At 65.6% G+C, this 18,113-nt stretch carries 14 protein-coding genes; 3 read left to right on the forward strand and 11 right to left on the reverse strand.

Features of this window, described 5'->3' with window-relative positions; translation table 11 throughout:
* From ACNFBT_RS16555 to metH, 3 genes are all read right to left on the reverse strand, one after another.
* Window positions 1-1,203 (reverse strand): HlyD family secretion protein, encoded by a 1,203-nt coding sequence (locus ACNFBT_RS16555; protein ID WP_416751110.1) that lies wholly within the window; start codon window positions 1,201-1,203, stop codon window positions 1-3.
* 196 nt (window positions 1,204-1,399) lie between these two features.
* Entirely contained in the window at window positions 1,400-1,531 is a 132-nt protein-coding gene (locus tag ACNFBT_RS16560) for a hypothetical protein (protein ID WP_416751112.1), read from the reverse strand.
* 697 nt (window positions 1,532-2,228) lie between these two features.
* A complete protein-coding gene (metH, locus tag ACNFBT_RS16565) occupies window positions 2,229-5,921 on the reverse strand; it encodes a methionine synthase (protein ID WP_416751114.1) in 3,693 nt (1,230 codons plus the stop codon).
* A 172-nt stretch (window positions 5,922-6,093) separates the two neighbouring features.
* Between metH and ACNFBT_RS16570 the strand changes: the two genes are divergently transcribed.
* Entirely contained in the window at window positions 6,094-8,382 is a 2,289-nt protein-coding gene (locus ACNFBT_RS16570; protein ID WP_416751116.1) for a fatty acid cis/trans isomerase, read from the forward strand.
* A 197-nt stretch (window positions 8,383-8,579) separates the two neighbouring features.
* Window positions 8,580-9,164 carry a Fe-S biogenesis protein NfuA gene (gene nfuA, locus ACNFBT_RS16575; protein WP_416751118.1) on the forward strand — a complete coding sequence of 195 codons (585 nt, stop codon included), beginning with the start codon at window positions 8,580-8,582 and terminating at the stop codon, window positions 9,162-9,164.
* A gap of 137 nt (window positions 9,165-9,301) precedes the next feature.
* Here nfuA and ACNFBT_RS16580 read toward each other — a convergent pair whose 3' ends face one another.
* The 8 genes from ACNFBT_RS16580 to ACNFBT_RS16615 form a co-directional block, all read right to left on the reverse strand.
* Complete coding sequence (locus ACNFBT_RS16580; protein ID WP_416751120.1) at window positions 9,302-10,471, reverse strand: MFS transporter; 1,170 nt, start codon at window positions 10,469-10,471, stop codon at window positions 9,302-9,304.
* A 9-nt stretch (window positions 10,472-10,480) separates the two neighbouring features.
* The gene (locus ACNFBT_RS16585) at window positions 10,481-10,723 is read right to left on the reverse strand and encodes a DUF1272 domain-containing protein (RefSeq protein ID WP_416751122.1); all 243 of its coding nucleotides are present in this window, start codon (window positions 10,721-10,723) and stop codon (window positions 10,481-10,483) included.
* 30 nt (window positions 10,724-10,753) lie between these two features.
* A complete protein-coding gene (locus tag ACNFBT_RS16590) occupies window positions 10,754-11,758 on the reverse strand; it encodes a GlxA family transcriptional regulator (protein ID WP_416751123.1) in 1,005 nt (334 codons plus the stop codon).
* 102 nt (window positions 11,759-11,860) lie between these two features.
* Window positions 11,861-13,030, reverse strand: coding sequence for an MFS transporter (locus ACNFBT_RS16595; RefSeq protein ID WP_416751125.1), 1,170 nt, complete (start codon window positions 13,028-13,030; stop codon window positions 11,861-11,863).
* A 125-nt stretch (window positions 13,031-13,155) separates the two neighbouring features.
* Window positions 13,156-13,296, reverse strand: coding sequence for a hypothetical protein (locus ACNFBT_RS16600; protein ID WP_416751126.1), 141 nt, complete (start codon window positions 13,294-13,296; stop codon window positions 13,156-13,158).
* A gap of 216 nt (window positions 13,297-13,512) precedes the next feature.
* Window positions 13,513-15,309, reverse strand: a complete 1,797-nt coding sequence (locus ACNFBT_RS16605; protein WP_416751128.1) for an N-acyl-D-amino-acid deacylase family protein — start codon at window positions 15,307-15,309, stop codon at window positions 13,513-13,515.
* Entirely contained in the window at window positions 15,306-16,049 is a 744-nt protein-coding gene (locus ACNFBT_RS16610; RefSeq protein WP_416751130.1) for a TSUP family transporter, read from the reverse strand. The genes ACNFBT_RS16605 and ACNFBT_RS16610 overlap by 4 nt, the downstream gene beginning before the upstream one ends.
* Window positions 16,046-16,972 (reverse strand): bile acid:sodium symporter family protein, encoded by a 927-nt coding sequence (locus tag ACNFBT_RS16615; protein WP_416751132.1) that lies wholly within the window; start codon window positions 16,970-16,972, stop codon window positions 16,046-16,048. The genes ACNFBT_RS16610 and ACNFBT_RS16615 overlap by 4 nt, the downstream gene beginning before the upstream one ends.
* A 181-nt stretch (window positions 16,973-17,153) precedes the next feature.
* Between ACNFBT_RS16615 and ACNFBT_RS16620 the strand changes: the two genes are divergently transcribed.
* The gene (locus tag ACNFBT_RS16620) at window positions 17,154-18,107 is read left to right on the forward strand and encodes an AraC family transcriptional regulator (RefSeq protein ID WP_416751134.1); all 954 of its coding nucleotides are present in this window, start codon (window positions 17,154-17,156) and stop codon (window positions 18,105-18,107) included.
* Window positions 18,108-18,113 lie beyond the last annotated feature (6 nt).

Consider the following 18,113-nt stretch of genomic DNA (forward strand, 5'->3'; position numbering starts at 1 on the left):
TCAACCTCGCAGCATCTGGAACAACGGCGCCAGCACCCATTCGGCGATGGTCCGGCGTTCGATGACCACGCTGGCGGTACCGCGCATGCCCGGAAGAATGCGCAGCGGCTTGCGGGCCGAGCCGAAGGTTTCACCCGAAAGCGTCGCCCAGGCCATGTAGTTGTTGATTTCCATGGATTTGCCAGGGGCAGGGGGCGCCGTGCTTTCACTCTTGTTCATCGCAGTGTCCGAGATCGAGCTTATGTATGCAGGGAGGGTGCCGAAGCGGGCATAGGGGAAAGAGTCCAGCTTGAGTCGTACAAGTTGCCCTTCCTTGATGAATCCGCGTTGCCGGGACGGAATGTTCAATGCCGCCACCAAAGGGGCGTTGCTGCCGGAGTTGATGACCAGGGCGACGTCGTCGATGGCCAGCGAATGCCCCTCGACCAGGCTGGAGAAAGTGATCACACCGGAATGCGGGGCGTAGATGGTAGTGTTCTGTCTGTTCGCCTCGAACCGCAGGCGGATATCCTGGACCTCACGGTCCAGCTGCGCTGCCGTCTCTCGCTGGTTTGCTTTCAGCTCGCTCTGGGTGCCGCGCAGCGTCTCAATTTCGCTTTGCAGCAAATGGCGCCGACCTTCGCTCTGCGCGACTTCGGCAGCGCTCTGATTGGCTTGCAGGCGGGCCTGCTCCAGGCGATCGGCTGTCACGTAGTCGACTAGACCTTCGAGACGTTGCTGCGTTCTGCTGGCATCGCTCGCTATTTGACGGGCTCGTGACTGCTGCTGGGCGAGTGCCCGCAGTTCCAGTTCGCGGGCGCTGAGGGTGAGCTCAATTGCCCGGAGGCGGCCGTCGAGCCCCGCAAGGCGATCATCATGCTGGGCTTGAGCGGTAGCGATCTGCTTTTCGCGCATCGTTTCGTCGAACGTTGGCCTGGGCGTCCCGTCGCTCGACAGGGTCAGATCGCGGGCGAGTTGGAATAGCGGCTGCCCCTGATGCACTTTCTGCCCGGAAGCGACCTGTACGGCAGTAACCAGCCCCGTCAGTCCTCTGATTTTGACCTCTGATGGCGAGACGATCTCGCAAGGGACGTCCCGCTTGAGTTCAACTTCCTGGAAGAACGCAAATACGACGGCGAACGTCACGACCGTTGAAGTGAAATAGGCGATCCAGCGCCAGGAAACGTCCGTGAAACGCGGCAGCTTTTCTACTGGAGTGCTCAAACTATCGACCTGCTGTACTGCGCAAGGCTTTGGCGGTGGCCAACGTTGTGGCAAGCAATCTGAAGCTTTCTAATGGGGCGCGCTGCCCGGGGGGTGATGTCGGGCAGCGCTGCACGGCCGAGGGGCGAAGTGATTCGTTATGCTCGATCCGTAGGGCCGAGCAGCCCCTTCTCGAATTGGCCGCTTAGATCACTGATCAGCCTCTGCCACCACCACCGCCGCTCGGATTGGGAGCCGGAGCAGGAGCAGGCGCCGGTGCAGCTTTCTTCTTGCAGCAACCGCCTGCCAGTTCGGATTTGACCAGATGTTCGCGCTCGATCTTTTTCATGGTTCGATTCCCTGAATAAAGTTTGTCAGTGTGTTTTGTTTGCTTGTGTCTGAAGTTGATTGATTTTTCTTGTTCCCCTTATTCGAATTGATTTTTGGATGAGGATGCGCGCGCTCTGAATAAATAAGGTGGATGGGGGTTTAGGTAAATGATTAACGGCGATGGAGTCGCTTTATATACATTTGTGTGAAATTGAACATGTCGCTGCGAATGGTGCCGTCGATGCAAGAACGCTGGTTTCCCGCGATTGTCGAGTTCTTCAGGCCAGGCTACGCCGGGCGCAATAAATGAGGGAACAGGAACCGATATTAGGGTGATTAGAAATCGTGGCAGATTTCTGGGCCCGTCGATCATTGAATTATTTTTATACGCGCCGGGGAGGACAATAGGATTAGGTTGTTATTGCCGTCTGAAAATTCTGGTGTTCGGGTATATGTTTCGATGAGAACAGAATATTCAACGAGGCCGGAGGCGGCTCCAGCGCTTGATGAGGCACAGGGACTTGCTGGCAAAGGAGGGGGGGCACTCAGGCCGCTATGAAGCGAGTTCCTGAGGTCGCGTTCTGGCCTTGCAGGACGGAAAGACTCGCGGGGAGGGCGTTGGAGGGAGTGCCCTTCCGTGATGTGCGGCGGGTCGCCTGGGCGGGACGATGTGTCTCCGCCCAGGGTTCAGGGGCTGGTGGTGTTGCCGGCGAAACTTAGTTGTCGTAACCCAGGTTCGGCGACAACCAGCGCTCGCTGGTGCTGATTTCCTGGCCCTTGCGCGCGCTGTAGCGTTCGATCTGGTCCTTGTCGACCTTGCCCACGGCGAAGTACTGCGCCTGCGGGTGGGCGAAGTACCAGCCGCTGACGGCGGCGGCCGGGAACATGGCGTAGTGCTCGGTCAGGGTCACGCCAGACAGGCCTTTCGGATCGAGCAGCTTGAACAGGGTGCCTTTCTCGGTGTGGTCCGGGCAGGCCGGGTAGCCGGGCGCCGGGCGGATGCCGACGTACTGCTCCTTGATCAGCGCCTCGTTGCTCAGGTGCTCCTCGGGCTGGTAGCCCCAGTATTCCTTGCGCACGCGCTCGTGCAGCCATTCGGCGCAGGCTTCGGCGAGACGGTCGGCCAGCGCCTTGACCATGATCGCGCTGTAGTCGTCGCCCTTGGCCTCGTAGGCCTTGGCCACTTCCTCGGCGCCGATGCCGGCGGTGGTGATGAAGCCGCCGACGTAGTCCTTCAGGCCGCTTTCCTTCGGCGCGACGAAGTCGGCCAGGCTGAAGTTCGGCTTGCCGTCGGGCTTGATGGTCTGCTGGCGCAGGTGGTGCAGGGTGGTCAGCTTGTGGCCATCGTCGCCGTAGACTTCCAGGTCATCGTGCTGGACCTGGTTGGCCGGCCAGAAGCCAAAGACGGCCTTGGCGCGAATGAGCTTCTCGTCGATCAGCTTCTTCAGCATGGCCTGGGCATCGTTGAACAGGCTGGTCGCGGCTTCGCCGACGACTTCGTCGGTGAGGATGCGTGGGTACTTGCCGGCCAGGTCCCAGGAGATGAAGAAGGGGGTCCAGTCGATGTACTCGGCCAGCACGTTGAGGTCGATGTCATCCAGCACCTTGACGCCGGTGAAGCTGGGCACCGGCGGCTGGTAGCCGGCCCAGTCGAATTGCGGCTTGGCGGCGATGGCCTGCTCGTAGGTCAGGCGCTCGGTGCGCGCGCTGCGGTTGGCGGTGCGCTCGCGCACTTCCGCGTACTCCTCGCGCAGTTTGCGGGTGTACTCGGGCTTCATTTCCTTGGACAGCAGGGTGGTCGCCACGCCCACTGCGCGGGAGGCGTCGGTGACGTAGACCACCGCGTCGTTGCTGTACTGTGGGTCGATCTTCACCGCGGTGTGCGCCTTGGAGGTGGTGGCGCCGCCGATCAGCAACGGCAGACTGAAGTTCTGCCGCTGCATTTCCTTGGCGACGTGGACCATCTCGTCCAGCGACGGGGTGATCAGGCCGGAGAGGCCGATGATGTCGCACTTCTGCTCACGGGCCGTCTGCAGGATCTTCTCGGCCGGGACCATCACGCCCAGGTCGACGATGTCGTAGCCGTTGCAGCCCAGCACCACGCCGACGATGTTCTTGCCGATGTCGTGGACGTCGCCTTTCACCGTGGCCATGAGGATCTTGCCCTTGGCCTCCGGCTTGTCGCCTTTCTCGGCCTCGATGAAGGGAATCAGGTGGGCCACGGCCTGCTTCATCACGCGGGCGGATTTCACCACCTGTGGAAGGAACATCTTGCCGGCGCCGAACAAGTCGCCGACCACGTTCATGCCGGACATTAGCGGGCCTTCGATGACCTCGATGGGGCGCGCGCACTTCTGCCGGCACTCCTCGGTGTCCTCGACGATCCAGGTGGTAATGCCCTTGACCAGCGCGTGCTCCAGGCGCTTCTCGATGCTATGGCTGCGCCATTCCTCGTCTTCCACTTCCTTGGTGGCGCCGCCGCCCTTGTAGTTGTCGGCGATGGCCAGCAGCGCCTCGGTGGCGTCCGGGCTGCGGTTGAGCACCACGTCCTCGACCTTGTCGCGCAGCTCCTTGGGGATCTCGTCGTAGATCTCCAGCTGGCCGGCGTTGACGATGCCCATGGTCAGGCCGTTCTGGATCGCGTAGTAGAGGAACACCGAGTGGATCGCCTCGCGCACCGGGTTGTTGCCACGGAACGAGAACGACACGTTGGACACCCCGCCCGAGCTCAGCGCGTAGGGGAGGTTGTCGCGGATGTAGGCGCAGGCGTTGATGAAGTCGACCGCGTAGTTGTTGTGTTCCTCAATGCCGGTGGCGACCGCGAAGATGTTCGGGTCGAAGATGATGTCTTCCGGCGGGAAGCCCACTTCGTTGACCAGGATGTCGTACGAGCGCTGGCAGATTTCTTCCTTGCGCGCCTGGGTATCGGCCTGGCCGGCTTCGTCGAAGGCCATCACCACCACGGCGGCGCCGTAGCGCTTGCACAGGCGGGCGTGGTGCTTGAACTGCTCGACGCCTTCCTTCATGGAAATCGAGTTGACGATGCCCTTGCCCTGGATGCACTTGAGGCCCGCCTCGATCACTTCCCACTTGGAGGAGTCGATCATGATCGGCACGCGGGAGATGTCCGGTTCGGAGGCGATCAGGTTGAGGAACTTCACCATGGCCGCCTGCGAATCCAGCATGCCCTCGTCCATGTTGATGTCGATCACCTGGGCGCCGGCTTCCACCTGCTGCTGCGCCACTTCCAGCGCTTCGGCGTAGTTCTCTTCGCGGATCAGCCGGGCGAACTTGGCGCTGCCGGTGATGTTGGTGCGCTCGCCGACGTTCACGAACAGCGAGTTGCGGTCGATGGTGAAGGGTTCCAGGCCGGACAGGCGGCAGGCGCGGGGAATCTCGGGAATCGCGCGCGGGGCGTACTTGGCCACGGCCTTGGCGATGGCCTCGATGTGCGGCGGGGTAGTGCCGCAGCAGCCGCCGATGATATTGAGGAAGCCCGACGCGGCGAACTCTTCGACCACTTCGGCCATTTGCGCCGGGGTCTCGTCGTATTCGCCGAAGGCGTTCGGCAGGCCGGCGTTGGGGTGGGCGGAAACGTGGGTCCCGGCCTTGGTCGCCAGTTCTTCCAGGTAGGGGCGCAGCTCTTTCGCACCGAGGGCGCAGTTCAGGCCGACGGAGATCGGGTTGGCGTGGCGCACCGAGTTCCAGAAGGCCTCGGTGGTTTGGCCCGACAGGGTACGGCCGGAGGCATCGGTGATGGTGCCGGAAATCATGATCGGCAGTTCGATCCCAAGCTCTTCGTAGACGCCTTGCACGGCGAAGATCGCCGCCTTGGCGTTCAGGGTGTCGAAGATGGTCTCGATCAGGATCAGGTCGGCGCCGCCCTCGATCAGGCCACGGGTGGCTTCGCTGTAGTTCTCCACCAGCTCGTCGAAGGTGACGTTGCGGAAGCCGGGGTCATTGACGTCCGGGGAGATCGAGCAGGTGCGGCTGGTCGGGCCGAGCACGCCAGCGACGAAGCGCGGCCTGGCCGGGTTCTCGGCGGTCTTGGCGTCGGCGACCTGGCGAGCGACGCGCGCGCCCTCGACGTTCATCTCGTAGGCCAGCTCTTCCATGCCGTAATCGGCCTGGGAGACGCGGGTGGCGTTGAAGGTGTTGGTCTCGAGAATGTCCGCGCCGGCGTCCAGGTAGGCCTTCTCGATGGCCTGGATCACGTCCGGGCGGCTGAGCAGCAGCAGGTCGTTGTTGCCCTTCACGTCGCTCGGCCAGTCGGCGAAGCGAGTGCCACGGTAGTCCTCTTCCTGCAGCTTGTAGCTCTGGATCATGGTGCCCATGCCGCCGTCGAGGATCAGGATGCGCTCCTTGAGGGCTTGCTGGAGGGCTTGCAGGCGTGCGGCGCGATCGGACATCGGAGGTACCTAGAAAGAGGCGTGACAATGGATCGTTGATGATATCAAAGCTGTGGAAAATTTGAGCTTGCGGGGATTTGCATGAAAATCTCTCATGTTCTGCCTTTGGATAGGCAGCGCCGCAGCGGCGTTCCCGCTAGAATCCGCCCATTCCGAAGGTCTGGAGCCCTACATGTCCCGGCGAGCACGCTTCACGTTGTTCATCGCATCCCTGATGCTTTCCGCGTTTTCCCAGGCCGCCGGCCTGTCCTATACCAAGGACATCCAGCCGATCTTCACCGAGAAGTGCGTGGCCTGCCACGCCTGCTACGACTCGCCGTGCCAGCTCAACCTGACCGCCGCCGAAGGCGCCCAGCGTGGGGCCAACAAGCTGCCGGTTTATGACGGCGCACGCACCAAGGCGCAGGAAACCACCCGCCTGTTCCTCGATGCCCATGGCGCGGATGCCTGGCGGCGCAAGGACTTCTGGTCGGTGCTCGATGGCCGTGGCAGCCAGGCTGCGCTGATGGCGCGGATGATCGACCTGGGGCATGCGCACCCGTTGGTGCCCAACGCAAAGATTCCGGACGGCCTGGACCTGTCGATCAATCGCACCAACCAGTGCCCGACGCCCGACAGCATCGACGACTTTGTGCGGAAGAACCCGCGCAGCGGCATGCCCTTCGCCGTCACCGGCCTGACCGACAAGCAGCTCTCGACGATCAAGAGCTGGCTGGCCCAGGGCGCGCCGGTGGACGAGCAGGCCTGGCAGCCGGGCGCCGGCGAGGCGCGGCAGATCGACGATTGGGAGAGCTTCCTGAACCAGCCCGGCGCTCGCCAGAGCCTGGTCTCGCGCTGGCTCTACGAACACCTGTTCCTGGCCCACCTGTACTTCACCGAGAATGGCCAGGGCGGACATTTCTTCCAGTTGGTGCGCTCGCGCACGCCCAGTGGCCAGCCGATCGACCCCATCGCCACCCGCCGACCGAACGACGATCCGGGCAATACCTTCTACTACCGTCTCTGGCCGATCCAGGGCGTGATCGTGCACAAGACGCACATCACCTATCCGCTCAACCCGGCCAAGCTGGAGCGTACCCGGGAGCTGTTCTATGGCACCGACTGGAGCACCGACAAGGTCCCCGGCTACGGCCTGCAGCACCGCGCCAACCCCTTCGAAACCTTTGCCGCCATCCCGGCAGAGGCGCGCTACCAGTTCATGCTGGACAATGCCGAGTATTTTGTCCGGACCTTCATCCGTGGGCCGGTGTGCCGCGGTCAGATTGCCACCGACGTGATCCGGGACAACTTCTGGGCACTGTTCCAGGACCCGCAGCACGATCGCTACATCACCGATCCGGACTTCCGCGCCCAGGCCTCGCCGCTGCTTGCGTTGCCGGGCCAGATCGACGACATGGGCGCCATGCTCTCGCAGTGGCGTGCCTACCGCGACAAGCGCAACGAGTACGAGGCGCTGCGCCAGGATGTCTATGATGATGCGCCGGCGCCAACCTGGGCCGATATCTGGGCCGGCAACGACAACGCCGTGCTGAGCATCTTCCGCCAGTACGACAGCGCCTCGGTGCGCAAGGGGTTGATCGGAGGCGTACCGCAGACCATCTGGTGGCTGGACTACCCGCTGTTCGAGCGCACCTACTACGGGCTGGTGGTGAACTTCGATGTCTACGGCAACGTGGCCCACCAGGCGCAGACCCGGCTGTATTTCGACCTGATCCGCAACGGCGCCGAGCAGAACTTCCTGCGCCTGATGCCCGTGGCCGCGCGCAAGCCGCTGCTGGACGACTGGTACCAGAACAGCGGCAAACTCAAGATGTGGGCCGACTACTACAACAATGACAGCGACGCGCCGACCGGGCTGTTCCTGCCGGAAACAGGCGCCAAGAACGCTTTCGCCCAGCAACTGCTCAAACGCTATGTGGCGCTCAACGCGCGGCCCGATCCGATCAACCTGTGTGGAGACGGCGCCTGCTATCGCAACAGCGTCGCCGTGCCGCTGCAGGATGCCGAGCAAGCCTTCAGCCGCCTGGTCAGCCGCCCGGCGGCGGGGCTTGCGGTGATCGACCAGTTCCCGGAGGCGACCCTGTTGCGAGTGGAGTTGCCCGACGGCCAGCGAGAGATCTACACCGTGCTGCGCAACCGCGCCCACAGCAATGTCGCGTTCATTGCGGGCGAGTCGCTGCGCTATCAGCCGGGGCTGGATACGCTGACTATCTATCCCGGCGTGCTCTCCAGCTACCCGAACTTCATGTTCAATCTGAAGGCGAGCGAGGCGGGTGATTTCGTGCGCGCGCTGGAGCAGGTCAAGGATCAGAGCGGTTTCGACAAGGTGGTGGAGCGCTGGGGTATCCGCCGCAGCCACCCGCAGTTCTGGTTCTACTTCCACGACCTCGACGCCTATCTGCGCGAGACCGAGCCGGTGGAGGCGGGGATTCTCGACATGAATCGCTACGAGAACCTTTGATCGGCCGCCTCCGTAGGAGCGAGCTTGCTCGCGAACAGCCTCGCAGCGAGGTTGGATTCGCGAGCAAAGACTGGGCGTCCCCTTTGATCCTCGGAAAAGCCGATCCGCCAGCTGCGAATTATTCCTACTGAAATGGTAGGGCTTTCTACCTCACCCCCGAATGGCGTAAACTGGCGCCACGTTTGCGAGGAGTTGCCATGAGCGCTATTACCATCACCGAAGCCGCACAGGATTACCTGGCCGAACTGCTGTCCAAGCAGGACACCCCCGGCATCGGCATTCGCATCTTCATCACCCAGCCGGGAACCCAGTACGCCGAAACCTGCATCGCCTACTGCAAGCCGGGCGAGCAGAAGCCGGAAGACACCCCGGTCGGCCTGAAGGATTTCACCGCCTACATCGACGCCATCAGCGAGCCGTTCCTGGAAGACGCCATCGTCGATTACGCCACCGACCGCATGGGCGGCCAGCTGACCATCAAGGCGCCCAACGCCAAGGTGCCGATGGTCAACGAGGACAGCCCGCTGACCGAGCGCATCAATTACTACCTGCAGACCGAGATCAACCCGGGGCTGGCCAGCCACGGCGGCCAGGTGAGCCTGGTGGACGTGGTCGAGGACAACATCGCCGTGCTGCGTTTCGGCGGTGGTTGCCAGGGCTGCGGCGCGGTCGAGATGACTCTCAAGGACGGTGTCGAGAAGACCCTGATCGAGCGCATCCCGGAGCTGAAGGGCGTGCGTGACGTCACCGACCACAGCAACCGCGAGAACGCCTACTACTGAGTCGGCGATCGAGCAGCGAAAAGGCGACCTTCGGGTCGCCTTTTTCGTTTGTGCCTCTGTCGATTGGGGTATGGCTCGCGAGCCGGGCCGGCCTGCGGCCGGATCCTATCCGCGAAATCCACCCGGCCACGCCGCGCTCACAGGTTGACCGCCAACTCTTTGCGTCCCGACCAGAGCATCACCAGCGCAGCCAGCAGCACCGGCCACACCAGCAGGTTCACCGCGTTCCAGCCGATGCTGGTGATCAGCGCTCCGGAGCTGAAGGACATCAGTGCCGCGAGGCTGCCATTGCCCAGCTCCATCAGGCCCTGCGCGTGGCCGCGTTCCTGGGGCGCGTGGCCGAAGGCGAGCAGGGTGGTGCCGGCCACCAGCATCAGATTCCAGCCCATGCCCAGCAGCAGCGAGCTGACCAGGAACTGCGCCATCGACTGTCCGCTCAGGGCTACCGCCGCGCTCACTGCCAGCAAGGCGATGCCCAGCCAGGCCACACGGCGCCCGCCGAGCCGGTCCACCAGCGGGCCGGCGACGAAGGCGGGAAGGAACATGCCCAGCACGTGCCACTGGATCACACTCACCGAGCGCTCCAGCGACAACCCGCAAAAGCTCATGGCCAGCGGCGTGGCGTTCATGATCAGGATCATCAGCCCGTGGCCGGCGGCGGTGCAGGCCATGGCCGCGCGGATCGCCGGACGCGACAGCAGCTCGCGCATGACCTTCCAGCCACCGGTGGATGGTGCGGGCGCCGCGCCTTCCGGCAGCCGGCTGAGCACTGCGATGGCCAGCAACGCCAGCCCGGCAATCGCCAGATAGGAGCCCACGAAGGGTGCCGGCAGCGCATTGCGCGACCACAGCGCCAGGCTCGGCGCGAGCAGCGCGGCCAGCACGCCGCCGCCGATCACATAGGCCGTGGCGCGGCCCTTGTGCGGCTCGTCCACCGCTTCCAGCGCGGCGAAGCGGTAGTACATGGCCGATGCCTGGTAGGCGCCGATGGGCAGCGCGCCGAGGCAGAACAACAGAAAGTCCGCCAGCCACACGCCCAGCGCACAGAGCAGCCCACCGAGCACGCCGCAGGCGGCCCCCAGTAGCAAGCCACGACGGCGGCCGTGGCGTTGCATGAACAACGACAGCGGTTGCACCGCCAGCAGGTTGCCCTGCACCAGGATCGCCAGGGGCAGGGTGGCCAGGCTGTTCAATGGCGTGAGCTGGGCGCCGACCAGCGAAGTGAGGGTGATGCCGATCAGCGAGCAGGACCAGTACAGCGCCTGGCTGGTGAACAACAGGCGGATCGCCGGGGTGCGCAGCAGCATGGCGCGCCCTCAGCTTTGGCAGCCGGCGGGCTTGAGCACCCGTTGGGTCGAGGCCGGGTTGGCCGCCAGTTTCTCCTGCGGGCGGCGTGGGCGCGGCACCAGTTCGCCGCCGCAGTTCGGGCAGCGGCCGTGCAGGGTCTGTTCAGCGCAGTCGGTGCAGAAGGTGCACTCGAAGCTGCAGATGTGCGCGTCCGGGCTGTCGCCAGGCAGGTCGCGGTTGCAGCATTCGCAGTTGGGGCGAAGTTCGAGCATGGCAAGGTCCTTTGCGAATTGTTGTCGTTGTCAGTGCAACTGGCCGAAACGCTCGGCGTATTCCTGCGGACTGATCGCCAGGTGCTTGTGGAAGGTACGGCGCAGGTTTTCCGGATGGCCGAAGCCGCACAGCCGGGCCACCGTACTGATCGACGCCTGGGCGTCCTGCAGCAGCGAGCGCGCAGCTTCCAGACGCACCCGTTCGACATAGCGGCCGGGGCCGATGCCCAGTTCGCTGATGAACACCCGCGACAGCGTGCGCGGGCTCATGCAGGCCTGTTCCGCCAGGGCGTCCAGCGACAGGTCGGTCCCGAGGTTGGCCGGAATCCATTCCAGCAGCGCCGCCAGACGCGGCGTGCGGCTCGGCTCCGGAGTCAGCCAGTGGCTGAACTGCGCCTGCCCGCCGGGACGCTTGAGGAACATCACCAGCCGCCGCGCCACCGCCAGTGCCAGGGCACGACCGAGGTCGGCTTCCACCAGCGCCAGCGCGAGGTCGATGCCAGCGGTGACTCCGGCCGAGGTAAAGACATGATCGTCACCGTCGCGACGCCGCGGATCGTAGGTGTGCAGGCGGTCACCCTGGACCCGCACTTCGGGAAAGCCTGCGCACAGCGCCTCGACGTCCGCCCAGTGGGTGGTCGCCGGGCGGCCGTCGAGCACGCCAGCGGCTGCGAGGATCAGCGCGCCGGAACACACCGAACCGAGCCGGCGCACCTGGGGTTCGGCGCGAGCCAGCCAGTGCAGCAGATCGGTGTTCCGGCACTGGCTTTCCACGCCGAGGCCGCCGGGCACCAGCAGGGTATCCAGCGTGGCGGGATCGACGTCACGCCACGCAGCATCGGCACAGATGCGCAGGCCCGCCGAAGTCGCCACCGGCCCGGCCTGTTCGCCGAGCACCAGCAACTCGTAGGCTGGCGTGAGCCCCTGGCGCCGGCGCTCGACATTGGCGGATGCGAACACCTGCAGCGGCCCGGTGACATCCAGGCTCATCACTTCGGGGTAGAGCAGGCAGGCGATCTGGCGCAGCGATTCCATGGTGAGCCTCGTTCAACGGATGGAGCGAGTGTGGCGGCGATGGGGGATGGCCGCAACGTCAGCCACCCCACGAATCTTGCCATTCTGTCTTTGACGCTGCCGTCAGGCGAGCCTTGCCGCCGTGCGCTGCAGCGACGCCGCCGCGGTGGCCACGAACAATCCTGCCGCCAGTGCCAATGCTACCGGCACGCCTTGCGAGCCTAGGTCCATCAGGCTGCCGCTGAGCAGCGGGCCGAGCAGGCTGCCGACGCCCCAGAGCATGCCGGCGGCGGCGTTGGCGGTGACCAGGTCGCGGCCGCGGAAGCGCTGGCCGATCAGCACCAGGGCCAGGGTGTAGACACCGCCGGCTACCGCGCCGAGCAGCATCAGCGCCGGCCAGAGCAGTGCCGGCTGGCCGATCAGCCAGGGCAGGGCGAGGCCGATCAGCATCGCCGCCACGCCGCAGCCCAGGTGCAGGGTGGAGCGGTCCAGGCGGTCGGAGACCCAGCCCAGTGGCAACTGGCAGAGCATGTCGCCCAACAGGATCACGGTCGCCATGAACGCGGCGATGCCCACCGCGTAACCGTGGCTGGAGGCGTAGACCGGGAAGAGCGACAGCACCACGCTGTCGAAGAAGGAGAAGAACAGCACGCCCATGCACAGCGCCGGCGCTACCCGCAGGAAGCCGGCGAGGGAGAAGCTGCGCGGCTCCTCGAGGTGCTGGTGGATGCCTTCCTCGGGCATCGCCAGTGCCACGGTGGCGAGCGCGATCAGGTGCCCGGCGCTGACCAGTACGACCACCCAGGGCGTTTGCGCACCAAGCACGGCCACCAGGGTCGGGCCGAGCAGCTGAAAGGCGGTGAAGCTGGTGGCGTACAGCGCGACGATGGTGCCGCGGTTGTTCTCGCCGCACAGCTCGTTGACCCAGGCCTCGCCAAGGATGATGGCAATGCCCATGCCGACGCCCAGGGCCAGGCGGGCGATACCCAGCAGCCACAGGGAGTGCCCGCTGAACTCGATGGCGGCGGTGCTCGCGGTGCACAGCACGAAGCACAGCAGATACAGGCGGCGCCGGCTCATCAGCTGGCAGAGGCGGTCGACCAGGGCGGCGGCGAGGGTCATGCCGGCCGCCGGCACGGCCGAGAGGATGCCGATCTGTAGTGCGCTGGCGCCGTTCTCCAGCAGACGCAGGGCTACCAGGGGCAGGGTCGCGCCCAGGCTCAGGCCGACGATGGAGACGGCGAACAGCAGCACCGCCAGCAGCGGTTTGTTGAGGGAAGTCGGATTGTTCATGGAAACCTTCTCCGGCCCCGGCGTTCCAGCGGCGGGGCCAACACATGCGAACGAGCTCGCCGGCCGGTGCCGGTGAGCGGAATCGGAATGCGGAAAAGCCTGCGCGAAAGCGCGCGGCGTCCGGCTCAGCGGCCGGCGGGAGGGGAGAAGGTGAAGGCAAACAGCACGCTGCGGCGACGGCGCAGCACGGTATCAACTTTGCGTACGCGCGGAGGCTCTCGCAGCAGGGCGAGGGACGGGTCGGCGAAGCGGTAGAACGGGGTCATGGTGCGGATACAGCGGAGTACGTAGGAAAGCGCGCACTCTAGTGAGTGCGCGTCAGGGCGTCAATCTCGGCGGGTTGGGCGTCCGCCTGTGGAGCGGGCGGCCGTGTATCCGTAGGGCGTACAACCGTTCGCGGTTGTACGCCGATACACCCTGATCGTCAGTTGGCGCGACTGAAACCACAGTCAAACGGCGTATAACGTCGAACGTTGTACGCCCTACGCTCCGCCGTATGTTGGTGCTCCGACCGAAACCTCCTGCGGTCGGCTCAATACATCCCGCCCTGGAAGGAAGCGGCCGAACAGGCGTTCCTTGCCCAGCGCTTCGGGGAAGCCACTCTCGCGCCGATACGCCACGCGCCCATTGATCAGCGTGGCCTCCACCGCCGCATCATTGCGCTTCACCAGCCGCGTCAGGCCAATGCCTTCCATGGGCGCTTCGCTAACGTCGTCCAGCTCATCGGTCAGCCCGGCGGGATTGATCACCACCAGATCCGCCCGGTCGCCCACGCGGATGTAGCCCGCATCGATCCCGGCGAAGTCCGCCAGCTCGCCGGTCAGCCGGTGTACCGCGTGGCCGGTGTCCATGAAGGCCTGGCCTTCGAGCTCGGCGTCGCGCACGTACTTGAGGAAGCGCAGCGGGAAGTTGTACTGCGCGTGGGAGGCGATGTGCGCGCCGGAGTCGGCGAAGCCCGGCTGGGTCCAGGGGCTGGCCAGCAGCTTGCGCATGACGTGCGGGCGGTGGTTGCCGTAGCAGGTGGTCCACTTCAGCGCGTTGCGGTACTGGCCGGCCAACTCGAAGAAGGCGTCTACCGCATCCATGCCGCGCTCGCGGCCGATGTCCTCGAAGTTGCGCCCGACCAGCGAGGCGTCCGGGCATTCGCGCACCCAGCAGTCGGACAGGTTGCGGTGCCACAGGCCGAGGCTGAGGGTGGCCTTGATGTCCTTCTTGAAGCGCTCGCGGAAGACCGGGTCCTGGATGCGCGTGTAGAGCTCGTCCGGGTCCTTGATGTCGCGCAGCACTTCACCGGCGCCGAACTCCTCGAAGCCGTTCATGTTCAACCCCTCGATGCGCACCACGAAGGGCGCGGGCAGGGTCTGCCAGCGGTAGCGGCCGCGCAGCAGGCGGTTGGCGACCCAGCCGGAGGCGCGGGTGACGCGGTGCATGAAGGGCTGGGATTTCAGGTCCAGCGCGGTGAGCATCGAGCACTTGAGCGGGCGGCGGAACCAGCCGTGGGCCTGGTACAAGAAGGCGAACACGTTGATCTTCGTGACCGCATTCGGCGCGCCCTGCATCAGCGCGTTGCGCCGCCGCAGCACGGCGAACAGGCGGGAGAATTCCTTCCAGCTGGCGAAGGTGGAGGGCAGCGGGCTGGACCAGGCGCGGTCGCCGTCCATCTTGTCCAACCGTGTGGTCATTACCGACAGGCCGAAGCAGCCGGCGTCCAGCGCCTGTTCCAGCAGCTCCTCCATGCGTTGCAGTTCGGCCTCGGTGGGCTTGGCACCGCTGATGGCGCGTTCCAGGCCCATCACCGCCACGCGCAGCTCGGAGTGGCCGAGGAAGGAGCACAGGTTCGGCCCCAACGGCTGTTGCTCGTAGAAGGCGCGATAGCCCCGGGCGTCCTTCCAGGTGCGCTTGTCGCGCAGGATTGGCAGCACCTGTTCGCGCGGCACGGCCTCGACGCGGGTGAACAGGTCGGAGCAGTCCTCGGCCTCGCCCAGCACCATGCTGATGGAGCAGGAGCCGACGGAAACGGTGGTGATGCCATGGCGCACCGATTCCTTCAGTGCCGGCGCCGCGATCACCTCGGCGTCGTAGTGCGAGTGGATTTCCAGGAAACCGGGGGTGACCCAGTTGCCGCTGGCGTCCATCACTTCCGGGCAGCCGCTTTCGTCCAGCGGGCTGAGGCTCAGGGTGTCGATGCGACCGTCCTTGATGCCGACGTGGCGCAGGCTGCCGGGGGCGTTGCTGCCGTCGAAGTACAGGCCGTTCTTGATGATGATGTCGTAGCTCACAGGAGGCTCCAGGGCGACAGCAGCAGGGTGCCGCTGACTAGCAGCAGGCAGTGGATGGCGAGGCGGAAATGGCGTTCGTCGAAGCGTTGGTGCAGATGCTCGCCCAGCCAGACGCCGAGCAGCAGCAGGGGCGCATAGGCCAGCACCTGCGGCAGGGCGGGGCGCAGGCGTCCATCGAGGAGGAAGGCCAGGGTCAGCAGGCCGTTCAGGGTGAACCAGACGCACACCAGGGTGGCGCGCAGCCGCGCCTTGTCCAGCGGCCGGGTGGCCAGGGCGTAGACCAGCAGCGGCCCGCCGGAAGCGAAGAGGCCGTGGCAGATGCCGGCGGCGCCGGTGGCCAGGCGCACCACCCAGGTTGGCGTATGGCCGCGTGCCGGGGCGCTGGCGCGCAGGCGCCACAGCTCGCGGCCGGCGAACCAGAGGATCAGCACGCCCAGGCCGCGCTTGAGCGGCAGCGGGTCCAGGTGCGGCAGCAGCAGGTAGCCGATGCCCATGCCCAGCAGCATGCCCGGCAGCACGGTGCGCAGCAGCAGCGCGCCGTCGATCAGCCGCCAGTGGCGACCGACCAGGTAACCGGTCATGGCGATGTTCAGCGGCACCAGGATGGGCAGCAGCATGTCGATCGGCATCAGCAGCGCGCCGAGGGACAGCGCCACCACCACGCTGCCGAAGCCGGTCACGGCCTCCAGGGTGTAGGCCAGCAGGATGAAGCCGCCCAGGGCGATGGCGGGCGCGTTCACCGGTTGCCCTCGGTGGCGACGGAGAACGGCGCGTCCCGTGGCTCGCGGCGTGCCCACCATTGCGCCAGCACGAGGCCGGAGAATAGCTGCCAGCAGCCCCAGAACGCCGCGATCAGCAGCATGCCGCCGGCCTGCGGGAAGAAGGTGAGGATCAGCGCCATGCCCAGCGCCGAGTTGTGGATGCCGCTCTCCAGGGTCACGGCGCGCACGTCGGCGTCCGGCAGCCGCCACAGGCGTGCGCAGACATAGCCCAGCAGCAGGGCGGTGCCGTTGAGCAGCAGCACCAGCCAGAAGAACAGGTGGAAGTAGCCCATGAACTGCTGGAAGTTCCTGGCGAAGGCCATGCCGACGAAACCGATCATCACCAGCAGCGACAACTGTCGCAGCGGTTTTTCCAGACGGCGCGCCAGCTGCGGCCTTTGCCGGCCCAGGGCCATGCCGGCGAGCATCGGCAGGATCAGCACCAGCAGCACCATGCCGGCCAGTTCCAGCGGGTCGATGTGGATCTGCGTGAGGCGCTCGCGAGTGGCCGGGTTGAGGCCGGCGTAGAGGGCGAAGTTCAGTGGGGTGAAGACCCCGGCGCTGAGCCCCGAGACGGCGGTGACGCTGGCCGACACCGCGACGTTGCCGCGGGCCATCCAGGTCATGATGTTGGAGAAGGTGCCACTGGGGCAGGTGGCGACCAGGATCATGCCCAGCGCCAGTTCCGGATCGATGGGCAGGACGATGGTCAGCAGGCAGGTGGCGGCGGGCAGCAGCAGGAACTGCACCAGCATGCCGATCGCCGGCGCCTTGGGTTGGCGCAGGATGCGGGTGAAGTCGTCGCGGCGCAGTTCCAGCGACACGCCGAACATCATCAGGGCGATGATGGTGTTCAGCGCGATCATCGAACCGCCGGAGAACTCGAGGTGGACGTCAGGCATCGCCGGCCTCCTGTCGTGCGGGGACGGACGAAGCGATGGCCGGCGCTCGGGGCGCGGCTCCGTTATTGGCATGCATGCAAGGCGACTCTTGTTTGTATTTATCGTTGTAATTGGCAAGCATAGGGAGTCGTCACCCTTCGGTAACGGCTCATTCGAGACTTCGCGCGGTTAATTCGGGACCATGCCCCACAGCCCATCGATCACTGTCCACTATGCCCAGGGCATCCTCCAGGCGGCGCAGCGCCTGGGCCTGCCGGTGCCCACTGAGCTGCCCGTGGAGGCGCGCATCCCGCTGGCCGCGCAGGACCGGATCTGGGAAAGCCTGTGCGCGGCCTCCGACGACCCGCTGGTGGGGCTGCGCCTGGGCAGCGCCCTGCAGGTCGGCCACCTGGACATGGTCGGCGCGTTGCTGATGAGCTGCGAGCATTTCGGCGAGGCGCTGGAGGCCCTGCTGGAGTACTACCCGATCATCGCCGAGGGCAGCGAGTTCCAGCTCGAACGCGCTGGCGAGCGGGTCCGCCTGGTCTACCGGCCCAGCTACGAGGTGCGCCGTGAGGAACGGGTGGAAGCCGCGCTGGCCAGCCTGGTTCATCTGACTCGCTGGATCACCGGCGAGCGGGTGACGCCGCTGCGCCTGAGCCTGAGTCACCCGGCGCGTGCGGAGCGCTCCCGTTACGAGCAGGTGTTGGGCTGTCCCGTGGGTTTCGCCGAAGCGGAGAACGCCCTGTGCTTCGCCCTGGCGGACCTCGATGTACCGCTGATCCAGGCCAACGCCCTGATGCGCGAGCACCTGCGCGCGCTGGCCGACGCGCAACTCCAGCGCCTGGGCGCGCAGAGCCTGGCGGCCCAGGTGCAGCAACTGCTGCGCCAGCAGCCGCGCTGGGGCAAGGAGCGGGTCGCCGAGCAACTGGCGCTCAGCGGGCGCCACCTCAACCGCAAGCTGGCCGACGAAGGCACCAGCTTCAAGCTGCTGCGCGAGCAGGTGCTGCACGGCATGGCCGAGCAGTTGCTGCGCGAGTCGCCACGCCTGGCAGAAGTGGCCGAGCGGCTCGGCTTCTCCGATGAGAGCGCCTTCGCCAAGGCCTTCCGCCGCTGGAGCGGAATGACGCCGGGGCAGTTCCGCCAGGGCAACTGAAGCCTC

Source organism: Pseudomonas sp. NY15181, assembly GCF_048068055.1.
Classification (GTDB): Bacteria; Pseudomonadota; Gammaproteobacteria; order Pseudomonadales; family Pseudomonadaceae; genus Pseudomonas.